The sequence below is a fragment of the Rhodoferax sp. genome (assembly GCF_037143375.1).
In the GTDB taxonomy this organism is placed as follows: domain Bacteria; phylum Pseudomonadota; class Gammaproteobacteria; order Burkholderiales; family Burkholderiaceae_C; genus Rhodoferax.
The window spans coordinates 1-10,941 of the sequence record NZ_JBAWYV010000109.1; the positions used below are offsets into that span (position 1 = coordinate 1).

The 10,941-nt window shown below is 56.8% G+C and carries 11 protein-coding genes; 6 read left to right on the forward strand and 5 right to left on the reverse strand.

The features are described from left to right. From WCG50_RS14100 to WCG50_RS14110, 3 genes are all read left to right on the forward strand, one after another. Window positions 1-1,025: HipA domain-containing protein (locus tag WCG50_RS14100; protein WP_336900239.1), on the forward strand; the 1,025-nt coding region annotated here is incomplete at its 5' end. Window positions 1,026-1,256: 231 nt separating this feature from the next. After that, window positions 1,257-1,607, forward strand: a complete 351-nt coding sequence (locus tag WCG50_RS14105) for a hypothetical protein (protein ID WP_336900240.1) — start codon at window positions 1,257-1,259, stop codon at window positions 1,605-1,607. Beyond that, window positions 1,600-2,946 carry a HipA domain-containing protein gene (locus tag WCG50_RS14110; protein WP_336900241.1) on the forward strand — a complete coding sequence of 449 codons (1,347 nt, stop codon included), beginning with the start codon at window positions 1,600-1,602 and terminating at the stop codon, window positions 2,944-2,946. The genes WCG50_RS14105 and WCG50_RS14110 overlap by 8 nt, the downstream gene beginning before the upstream one ends. Window positions 2,947-3,573: 627 nt before the next feature. On the opposite strand, the gene WCG50_RS14115 is transcribed toward WCG50_RS14110, so the two are convergent. The 5 genes from WCG50_RS14115 to WCG50_RS14135 form a co-directional block, all read right to left on the reverse strand. After that, a complete protein-coding gene (locus WCG50_RS14115) occupies window positions 3,574-4,059 on the reverse strand; it encodes a DUF2442 domain-containing protein (RefSeq protein ID WP_336900242.1) in 486 nt (161 codons plus the stop codon). After that, window positions 4,056-4,286 carry a DUF4160 domain-containing protein gene (locus WCG50_RS14120; RefSeq protein WP_336900243.1) on the reverse strand — a complete coding sequence of 77 codons (231 nt, stop codon included), beginning with the start codon at window positions 4,284-4,286 and terminating at the stop codon, window positions 4,056-4,058. The genes WCG50_RS14115 and WCG50_RS14120 overlap by 4 nt, the downstream gene beginning before the upstream one ends. Before the next feature lie 408 nt (window positions 4,287-4,694). Beyond that, entirely contained in the window at window positions 4,695-4,928 is a 234-nt protein-coding gene (locus WCG50_RS14125) for a helix-turn-helix domain-containing protein (RefSeq protein ID WP_336900244.1), read from the reverse strand. Between the two features lie 653 nt (window positions 4,929-5,581). Continuing rightward, window positions 5,582-5,770, reverse strand: a complete 189-nt coding sequence (locus WCG50_RS14130) for a hypothetical protein (RefSeq protein ID WP_336900245.1) — start codon at window positions 5,768-5,770, stop codon at window positions 5,582-5,584. A gap of 106 nt (window positions 5,771-5,876) precedes the next feature. Beyond that, complete coding sequence (locus WCG50_RS14135) at window positions 5,877-7,472, reverse strand: choline dehydrogenase (protein WP_336900246.1); 1,596 nt, start codon at window positions 7,470-7,472, stop codon at window positions 5,877-5,879. A 207-nt stretch (window positions 7,473-7,679) separates the two neighbouring features. Here WCG50_RS14135 and WCG50_RS14140 point away from each other — a divergent pair, with 207 nt between their 5' ends. From WCG50_RS14140 to WCG50_RS14150, 3 genes are all read left to right on the forward strand, one after another. After that, the gene (locus tag WCG50_RS14140) at window positions 7,680-8,435 is read left to right on the forward strand and encodes a metallophosphoesterase family protein (protein ID WP_336900247.1); all 756 of its coding nucleotides are present in this window, start codon (window positions 7,680-7,682) and stop codon (window positions 8,433-8,435) included. After that, window positions 8,432-9,907 (forward strand): bifunctional serine/threonine-protein kinase/universal stress protein, encoded by a 1,476-nt coding sequence (locus WCG50_RS14145; protein WP_336900248.1) that lies wholly within the window; start codon window positions 8,432-8,434, stop codon window positions 9,905-9,907. The genes WCG50_RS14140 and WCG50_RS14145 overlap by 4 nt, the downstream gene beginning before the upstream one ends. A gap of 46 nt (window positions 9,908-9,953) precedes the next feature. Next, on the forward strand, window positions 9,954-10,941 hold a 988-nt coding region (locus WCG50_RS14150; RefSeq protein ID WP_336900249.1), incomplete at its 3' end, for a serine/threonine protein kinase.

A 10,941-nucleotide genomic window follows, 5' to 3' on the forward strand; every position in this document is an offset into this window, starting at 1 on the left:
GACGTGTCATCGCCCGCGCGCACGCCAAGCGCCGCGAGGATGATCCGACTATGGGTGCGCTAACTGAGCTCGATTACCTTTGCGCGGTCGATGACTTCAGTCGCATGGGCGCCTTACGCTTGCGCAATTTGCATGGCGCTTATCTGGAGTCCTTACCTGCCGGCCGTCGTGCGACACCTCCAATGCTGGAGCTCGAGCAGATGCTTTCTGCTTCACGATCGGTCGAGCTGGGCAAGGAAACAGCCAAAGATTTGGCCTATCTGCGAGGCAAGGGCACCTCCTTGGGAGGCATGCGCCCGAAATGCAGCATCCTGGACGAGGACGGGCTCTTGGCCCTGGGGAAGTTCCCGAGCATCAAGGACGAGCGCAATGTGACGCGTGCGGAGGTCCTTGCGCTCAAGCTGGCGAGCTTGGCGGGCATCAACGCTGCGCATGCCCATGTGGCTGTGGTGCAAGGCATCCCTGTAGCGGTCATCCGCCGATTCGACCGCACGCCCGAGGATGCGCGCATCCCCTACATGTCAGGCGCGACGCTGCTCCAGGCGAGTCGACAAGATGACCACGCTTACACCGAGGTACTCGCGGTGATGAAAGGAATCTGCGCGAACTATGTGGACGACGCTCGAGAGTTGTGGCGCCGTCTGGTGTTTCACTACCTCATCACCAACGTCGATGACCACCTGCAAAATATCGGATTTCTTTACATGGGTGGCAAACAATGGCAGCTGTCGCCGGCGTTCGACGTCAATCCGATGCCGGACAAGGACCGCGAATCCAAGACATGGTTAAGCGAAGACACGGGTCCCATCACAAGCATGGCCCAATTGATGGGTCAAGCCTTACAGTTCGCGCTGACTGCCAAGCAGTCGTTGGCCGTCGTGCGCCAGATCGTTGAAGCCGTGGGGCAATGGCGTGCGGTGGGTCAGTCTGCAGATGTCGGAATGACAACGCTCGAACTTGACGAGTTCAAGCTGGCATTCGAGCATTCCGGCTTGGCAGATGCAAAGAAGTTGATCGGCCTGTAGGTGCTTTGGGGCTTGGTTGTGCCGGGGTGGGCATGCGGCTAATTGCAAGACTGAGTGACTATCGGATTAGGCATTTTCTCTGTTGCGAATATCTCATTGGCCTTTGTGACCTGTGGATGAGTCACTTTTGGTTTGCTGAGCCTGCATCTTGATGAAGTGACTATTATGATAGTCACTTACACTGAAAACGATTAGGCCGTATGCCATAATGACTGCTATGGTAGGCATTTTATGAAACATATCATTCATTCTTCGGAAGACCTCGGGTTCGCGCTACGGGCTGTGCGCAAGAGCGCCAAGGTGCGCCTTGACGACCTGTCTCAGACTGCTCGTGTGAGCAAGCAGACCACAGCAAATCTCGAAAAAGGAAAGCCTACCGTCCAATTTGGCAAGGTTCTTCAACTTTTGAAGGAAGTGGGGCTCACTCTTAGCGTTGACTTGCCGGAATCGGCATTGCCTGCCTTGCGTCGCATTCAAAGGGAAGCACTTGCGCGCTCGATGGGTTCGCTCGGTTCAGACCCAGATGAGCGAAGTTCTGTAAATTTGGCGAAAAGTGTGAACACCAAGACGGATCATGCGTAGCCTAAACGTTTTCGTTGACGACACGCTTGTTGGCACCCTTAGCGAGGGCAACAACCTCTGGGTCTTTGATTACGACCCAGCGTGGGTCGCATGGGACCGCAGCTTTGATTTGTCGCCAGCGCTTGCGCGCGGCACACTGCGTCACGAAGACGGTGGCACGATGCGTCCGGTGCAGTGGTATTTCGACAACCTGCTGCCCGAAGAGTTGCTTAGAAAAGCCGTCGCCAAGGAAGCTGGCATCAAAGACCATGAAGACGCGTTCGCTTTGCTGACGTACTTGGGCGCAGAGTCCGCGGGGTCGCTGACACTGCTTCCGCCGGGCATTCCTCTGCCCGACGAGTTCACCTTGAGCGAGCTGACAAACGAATCTTTGAGTCAGCGAATCCGGGACCTTCCCGAGCAAACGCTTTCAAAGGGAGCACCCAAGCGAATGTCAATGGCGGGCGCACAGCACAAGATGCTAGTGGTCGTCAAAGGGGCAGCGCTTTACGAGCCTGTAGGCGCCACGCCCTCGACGTTCATTCTCAAACCCGACCATCCAGACACCTCGACATATCCAGCCTCGGTGTTCAACGAGTTTTTCACCATGCGACTCGCGAAAGCGGCTCGCTTGAACGTCCCGTTTGTCGATATGCGGTACGTGCCTGAGCCGGTGTACCTCATCGAACGGTTCGACCGGGTTGTCGATAAAAAATCGCTACGCACTACGGATCGCTTGACGGCCCCAAAGGCCAGTCGGCTGCACATAATTGACGCCTGCCAACTGCTGAATAAAGACCGCACGTTCAAACACTCAGGCGCAACACTGGATGCCCTCTCGCAAGTCATTGACCGGACAACCAACAAGCTGGCAACACGCACTGGGCTGTTCCGGTGGCTGGTATTCAACATCCTGGTGGGGAACGACGACTGTCACCTAAAAAACCTCTCCTTCCATGTTCGCCCTGACGGCATTTGGTTGGCACCGCACTACGACCTACTCTGCACAGGAAGCTACCACACCAAAACATTCGCAGACGAGCGCGCCACCTGGAATCAAGTGCAGATGACCTTCCCGCTACCCGGCGCACAGACCTTTGGCGATGTGACCTTGGGTGCTGTACTGGCCGCGGCGCAGCAGCTCGGGATGCCAGAACCTGCCGCAAGACGGATCGTGCAAGAAGTGACTTCCCGCGTGGAAAAGGCTTTCGCAATCATCGTTGCGGAACACGAAGCAGGTACGAAAAATACACCACCAGAACGCGCCGTTTACACGGCTGTTGAAGCCCGCCTTCTCCGAGTGGTTCAGTACATCACACTCAAGGACATGTTGCTGCGTTTGAGGGGCACACCAAGCTAGTGCGATTGTGCGGGTGGGATGCGTCAGCGGACGGTTTGGCTCTCAGCTTATTTCTGCCACAAGTTCACGGACCTCGTTCTGTCAGGCCATTTGATGGTTGACGACAATTACACGGCCGGAAGGATAATTGACATCGACCACATTTGCGCAGCAACGCTTTCGTTGATCTGGCGAAGTTGGTGTGGGCTTAGGTCTGGGAGCGCCTTGAGCAGCTGATGAAAATCACGTCGATGCATTGATTGACCCCCGAGTTCGTATTTCAGCGATCGTGGACGCCGGAATCAAACTGATCGTGGACGGCGTTTCAGCGCCATCGTGGACGCGCAGGGATGCGCGCAAGCGAGGTTGTAATGTATTGTGAACGGCTGGACGCCGCCGCAATCAATGCCCCACTTCTAAGCGACCTCTTCGACCTTTTCTTGAACTGCTAGAGCGGTTTCACCACCCTAGTGACAAAAGGAAATGTAGGTTTGTGAGTGTGATCAACTAAATTGAGGGACCAATAATCACGCCTCGTGACGGGCGAAATGAGACGAATATTACCGCCGACCTGTGGCAAAAGAGCAACTTTCCTAGACAACTGGTTGCTTTCGGGTGATTAAGCAAATTTTTGAAATTGCCAGAGGCTCAGACGTGAGCCGCAGAACTCGTGTTGTGTTTTGCTCGGCGTGGCTTTTTGCACGTGGTCTCCCACCCCAGGCAGGCCAGCCAGACGGTCTTCGGTATAGGCTTTGCGCCAGACAGGTAGTAGTTGAGCATCCGGCGCGACACGCCAAGTGCCAAGGCAGCGCGTTCTTGTGTAAGACTATGCTTGTCCATCCAGACCCATAGCCGCTCATGTCCGATTCCGCCGGATTGTTCAACAGCCATATTACGCAGGTTGTCAGCGGCAAGTTCCAAATCATCATCAATCCAGACCACGTAACCACCGCGAACATCTATGCGCGCTTGGTTGAATAGCGATGCTTCACAAAGCAAATGCATCGACGGGTAGACTTTGATCATGGGCCCCAGGTCAACATTAAAGGTTTCGCCATCAGCGAAGATCACTGATAAACCGAACGGTGGGCGCACGGTAAGCGCCGTGATGGTGTGTTGTGGATCGTGAATCATGGGTTGCACTCCGTAAAAATTTGCGTTGCGTATGCGCGGTTAGCCTCAATCCAGATCAGTGCATCGGCAATATCCGATGCACGCAAGGTGCGGCTTGTCATTGCCAGCGTAGCCAGATCTACAAATGCATCACGGCGGTCTGACATCACCACATGAACGTGGGGCGGACGATGGTCCGGCACATTGACCCGAATGGTCATATTTGCAAAACGGTGGATAGTTGGCATGAATAGATTTTTGTGCAATGATTGCACAATGTCAAGCAAAAATTTTTTAACTTATGTGAGCATTTATGGGGTGCGACATTCTCTGCGGGTGCTTATCGACCATCATTCAGCGTGATCACGCCAGGCCTTGAAAGTGGTGCCAAAAACCGCAGGCACAGCACCAACTGCGATTTGTCCCCACTTCTAAGCGACCTCTTCGACCTAATCTTGAACTGGTAGAGCGGTTTCACCACCCTAGTGACAAAAGGAAATGTAGGTTTTATGCCGGATTGACTAGGCAGCGCGGACACAGCTGAGAGCTGATCAATCAGCATTCCATTGAGGCCCCGGCGAGGTCCCTTCTGAGTGCGACTGATATTGGTTGGTCGCGAGCCCTTGCAATTGCTGTTGGTGTTTTTTGGGGTGCCGTTAAGCCGGTGCCCACGCCTCTTGCTGGGAGAAAAGAGATTGTTGCCAGGAGAAGACCGATTTCTCGCTCCAGAAAACTTGTTTTCCAATGCGTACGGGTGGCGGGAAATTGCCGGCCTTCACCATGTATTCCACGGTACGGGGCGCAATGCAAAGGCGGGTGCAGACCTGCGCTTTGGTGAGCAGCGCAGGCAGTTGGTAGTCGAACATGGTGTGAGCTTGAAGAGTGGTCATCTCTTGTATAGCTTCGCACGTGCGACAACATTGAACTTTATTTTCAAGTGACGCCATTCGAGCGGTCTGACCGCTTTTATTTCCCCTTTCACCGGCCTCAAAAGTTACAATGCAGGCGCTGACGATTTTTGTGGAATTTCTCGGATTTTTGGTCAAATCACTGCCAAATTTCTGCCAATTTCTAAAAAAGTTATCGGTTTTGGCAGGCGCTGGGCTGCGTTCAAATGCGGTTCAGTTCGGCTAAGTGCTTGTTTTCATTAGGTTTTGCGGATTAGCTGCGCCCCGATATTTAGGTTTTGCTCCTTTGAAAATCCTTGTGTCGGTGGTTCGATTCCGCCCCGGGCCACCAAGAAAAATCTCCTTGTTAATCAACAGGTTAGCAAGGAAGATGCAAAAAAGGCGACCCTTTAACCGGTCGCCTTTTTTGTTTTCTGACGCAGTGTCTGACACTTCAGTTAGAAATCGTTCTTGCTAAATTGGTTTTTTGATGGCTCGCCGTAATAAAAACCAGAAATAGCTCAATATCTCCCGCCTCTCTACGCGCAAGGTGCCCCTATCCCCTGATAGCAAGAGAGCGTCCTTCCTCAAAAAACGAAGAATCCCAGCGTTTCAAGGCTGGGCGGCTTCTTTTTCCGAGTACATGTAAATAACTGTTAGTGCTTGAGTCCGCTGGCTTCGTTGTGTGCGGACTTTGCCAACTTCAGGTACTTGTCTTGCCAAGCTCTGGCCCATTTGTTGGCTTGTTCTTTGGCTGCTTTGGATTCCATGTGAAGCACGCGCTCAACAGCACTGCACATCCGGGAAAAAGCTGCGGTCTCAGCTTGATGAATAGTTCTTTTCATGCTGTTCCTCATTTTGTTAATAGAGAAATTGTGGAGCGAAGAGCGGGGCAATACATTGAGAACGCTCAAACCAAATCAGTTCATTTCAGTCCCGATCAACGATTAGTCAGGCTACCTGCGCCGCTTTGATCAGGTCGGCCGCTTTTTCAGCAATCATGATGACCGGCGCATTGGTGTTGCCGCCGACGATGCGCGGCATGATGGATGCATCGACTACCCGCAAGCCTTCGATTCCTCGCACGCGCAGTTGCGCATCCACCACGTCCAGCGGGCCTTTGCCCATGCGGCAACTGCCTACCGGGTGGTAGATGGTGTCGGCATAGTCGCGGATGAAGTGCTCAATCTCGGCATCGGACTGGGCACTGGCAGAGGTGGCCAGTTCTCTGCCACCCAAGCCTGCCAGCGCAGGCTGGGTCAGCAGTTGACGCATGAGTTTGAAGCCGCGCACCATGCGGTCCATGTCGTCGCGGTCACCCAGGAAATTGGGGTCGATCAGGGGCGCGGCCATCGGGTCTTTGCTGTCAAGCATGACACTGCCCCGACTGCGTGGGCGCAGCAGGCACAGATGGCAGGAATAGCCATGACCCCAAGTAGCATTGCGACCGTGGTTGACCAGTTTGCCCACGACAAAGTGCAACTGCAGGTCCGGAATGGCCTCGCTGGGCTGGCTCTTGATAAAGCCCCCAGCCTCGGCAAAGTTGCTGGTGAGCAGGCCGGTACGGTGATTGCGCCACTCGAAAATCCCTTGAAGTGCGCGCACCATACCGGTCAGTGAAAGTCCAAAAAGTTCTTTGGCTTTTGGGGCATCCACCACCAGCACTACATCCGGATGGTCATGCAAGTTTTGCCCCACGCCAGGCAGGTCGTGCAGGGTGGCGATGCCGTTTTCCAGCAGGTGTGCATGCGGCCCGATGCCGGAAAGCATGAGAATTTGGGGCGATTGCAGAGCGCCCGCGCACAGCAAGACTTCGCGGCTGGCTTTCAGTTGCTTGAGCTCGCCTTCGTGTTGAAACTCCACTCCGACGGCGCGCTTTCGCTCCAGCAAGATGCGGGTGACGTGCGCACCGGTAAAAATATGCAGGTTGGGGCGTGCCAGGTTGGGGGTCAGGTAGGCTTTGGCGGCACTGAAGCGCTCGCCATTTTTATGCGTGACCTGGTACATACCCACGCCTTCCTGTTCGGCGCCGTTGAAGTCGGTATTCATGGTGTAACCCGCCTCTTGCCCCGCCTTTACAAATACCGGCCCATAGCGGTTCGGGCTGCGCAGATCCATCACATTGAGCGGACCGCTGGCGCCGTGCAAGGCGTCTGCACCGCGCTCGTTATGCTCGGCGCGTTTGAAGTAGGGCAGTACCTCGTCAAAGGACCAACCCGGGTTGCCTTGTGCTGCCCAGTGGTCGTAATCGTCCCGGTGGCCACGGGTGTAAATCATGGCGTTGATGGAACTCGAGCCGCCCAGCACCTTGCCGCGCGGTTGAAAGCCGCTGCGCCCATTCAGGCCGGGTTGCGCCACGGTATTAAAGCCCCAGCCGGCATGACCGGTTCTGGCCATCACGGCCAAGCCCGCCGGGCAATGGATCAGCACGCTGCGGTCGACCGGACCGGCCTCGAGCAGGGCAACCTGAATAGCAGGGTTTTCGGACAACCGGGCGGCCAGAACACAGCCAGCCGAGCCGCCACCGATGATGATGTAGTCAAGCATGTTTTCTCCGGGCACCTGGTATAAATAAAAAGGGTGCCAAGATGGAACGTTAACGCAAAGCAGGCAGTAGGTTTAGAGGCTGATCTCAAGCCCAGGCCTGAGCCCGCATGCAGCTTGACGCGCGTCAAAAAATACGCAACTGACGATTGCCCAACTCGCCGTCAGCAGAATCGGGCATGATGTTGAAAAAACAACGACTAGGGAACCATGAAGCTGGCGCTACTTTCTGATATTCACGGCAATATTCAGGCCTTTGAGGCCTGCCTTGCCCATGCCCGGAGCCAAGGTGCGCAGCAGTATGCGCTTTTGGGTGATTTGGTGGGTTATGGCGCTGATCCGGCAGCCGTGGTGAACACGGCGCAAGCACTGGTCGCCCAAGGTGCGCTCATCATCAAAGGCAATCATGACGCACTGGCGGTCGCGCCGCCGTCCGAGGTCAGAACCGTGGGGGAAAGCACAGCTGCCTGGTCCCATTCTCAGCTTGATGCCGGTCAGTTGCGTTTTCTTGACGAGTTGCCTCTTTTGTACCAGCAAGAGGCTATTTTGTTGGTACATGCCAGCGTGGACGGCCCTGAGTTGTGGCGTTATGTGTACGACCAACGCGCAGCCAGTGCCAGCCTGGACGCAGCCGCAGCAGCCTTGCCGGAGGTCCGCTATGTTTTTGGCGGTCACGTGCACCTGCAAACCCTGTATTACCGGGGTGTCGACGCCGGCTTGATGAAGTTTATGCCGACGCCGGGCGTGGCCGTGCCGGTGCCCAAGCACCGCCACTGGCTGGCCACCATTGGCTCGGTCGGGCAGCCGCGCGACAGCAACCCACAGGCGATGTACGCGGTGTTTGATACCGATAAATTGCAGCTGACCTTTCACCGGGTGTCTTATGACCACCACGCGGCAGCGGCAGCGATACGCAAGGCGGGCCTGCCCGCCTTCTTTGCCGACCGTCTGGAGCAGGGACGGTGAAATTGCTGGAGCCCGGCGCCGAGCTGGATGGGTTCACGGTTGAAGAATGCATCCATTCCGGGGGCATGGCCCATATCTACCGGGTGCGCTACACCGAGGGGGCGATCAACCCCGGCTTCCAGTTAGTGATGAAAGTACCCCGCATGACGGCGGGCGATGGGGCTGAAAATATCGTCAGCTTCGAGGTCGAGTACCAGATCATGCAGGTTCTCACCGGTTCGCATGTGCCGCGCTTTGTGGCAGCCGGCGACTTGGAAAACGTGCCTTACCTGGTCATGGAATACGTGCACGGCCAGACCCTGGAGCACTGGCTGGAGGCTCCAGAGCGTCCGGACGTCGGCACGATTGCGCGGTTGGGTGCCGCAACAGCGTTGGCAGTTCACAGCCTGCACCAGCAAAATACGGTGCACCTCGATTTGAAACCCGCCAACGTGCTGATTCGACCCGATGGCAGCGCGGTGTTGCTCGATTTTGGTTTGTCATGCAACGCGCACTACCCGGATCTGCTGGCCGAGCAGTTGCGCAAAGCGGTGGGCTCGCCGGCCTGGATTGCGCCCGAGCAAGTGGTGGGCGTTCGGGGCGACCCGCGCAGCGACATTTTTGCCATTGGCGTCATCCTGTACCAGTTGACCACCGGCGAGTTGCCCTTTGGGGCGCCGCAAACCGCTGGCGGCATGCGCCAACGGCTGTGGATGGACCCACCGCCACCGCGCAAGCTGCAGCCTAATTTGCCTGAATGGCTGCAGGAAGTGATTTTGCGGTGTCTGGAGCCCGAGGCCGACAAGCGCTACCCATCGGCCGCACACCTGGCGTTTGACCTGCGTCACCCCGAACAGATCACCGTGACCGAGCGCGGCCGCAATACCACGGGCACCGGGTTTGGCACCCATTTCAAGCGCTGGCTAAAGGCCGCCGGTATGCACTACCAGCCCAGTCCTTTGCCCGCCCAAAAGATTGAAGAGGTGCCCATCATCATGGTGGCGATCCCGCACAAGGACGTGCTGGACTCCACGCTGTATTCGCTGCGTCAGGCCGTGGCGCGCTCGCTCGGCACCCGGCCCGGGGCCCGCCTGGCCTGTGTCACCGTGATTTCTCCGGGGCAGACCAGCGCCTCCAGCGATGAAAAAAGCGAAACCAGCGTGCACCGCCGCTACCTCGCCAATCTGTATCAATGGGCGAAACCACTGGACATGCCAGGTCACCAAACCTCGTACCACGTGCTGGAGGCCAACGATGTGGCGCAGGCGCTGGTGAATTACGCCGCGGGTAACCACGTCAGCCTGATCGTCATGGGCGCAGCCACGCACGGCCTCAAAACCCAACGTTTTGTGGCCACCGTGCCGATCAAGGTGGCGATGGATGCCCCCTGCACCATCATTCTGGTCAAACAGGCCCTGCCGTTCGAGGCCTTGGTCGAGGAGGCCGCCAAAATGAAGCCAGTCTGGAACCGGGATCTGGACGCGCCTTTCTAAGCCTCAAATGGCGAGGGGTTCGCCCTGCAACCGCGACAATGCGGACATGCAGTCATTACCTTCCACTTCCTCTGGTCTTCACGCTTTTGAGTCGCTCACGCCCGACGTCGTCATGGACGCGCTGGCCAGCGTGGGTCTTTATGGTGATGGCCGCCAACTGGCCCTGAGTTCCTACGAGAACCGGGTCTATCAGTTACATCTGGAAGACGGCCCGGCAGTGGTGGCCAAGTTTTACCGGCCCAATCGTTGGAGCGAGGCGCAAATTCTTGAAGAGCATGCGTTCTCCAAAGAGCTGATGGACGCGGAAATACCGGTGGTCGGACCGCTGGTTTTGAATGGCACCACGCTGAACCACTTTGGTGGTTTCGCTTTCAGCGTCAGCCCGAGTCGGGGTGGGCGTCCGCCCGAGCTGGATGACCCGGATGTGCTGGAGTGGATTGGCCGCTTTCTGGCCCGCATTCACACCGTGGGCGCGGCCAAGCCATTTGCCCACCGCCCGGCGCTTGACCTGCAAAGCTTTGGCATCGACTCGCGCGAATGGCTGCTGAGCCATGACAAAGTGCCGCTGGACGTGCAATCGGCGTGGGCCAAAGCGTCGCAAGATGCTATAGATCTAGTAGCTGCTCACGCAAGTATCACGGGGGCTACAGGTCAAAAAGACCCTTATTTCGAACCGATCAGGCAGATTCGTCTGCATGGCGACTGCCATCCTGGCAACATTCTCTGGACACCGCTGGAGTCGCCGGCCAGCGCCGGACCCGGCCCGCATTTTGTCGATCTGGACGACGCCCGCAGTGGCCCGGCCGTGCAAGACCTGTGGATGCTGCTCAGCGGCGACCGCCAGCAGCGCAGCCGCCAACTCGGCACCATGATCGACGGCTACGAACAATTCCGCGAATTTGACCGGCGCGAGCTGGCCCTGATCGAGCCGCTACGCACCCTGCGCCTGATTCACTACAGCGCCTGGCTGGCGCGGCGTTGGGAAGACCCGACGTTTCCCATCAACTTCCCCTGGTTTGGCTCCAGTGATTACT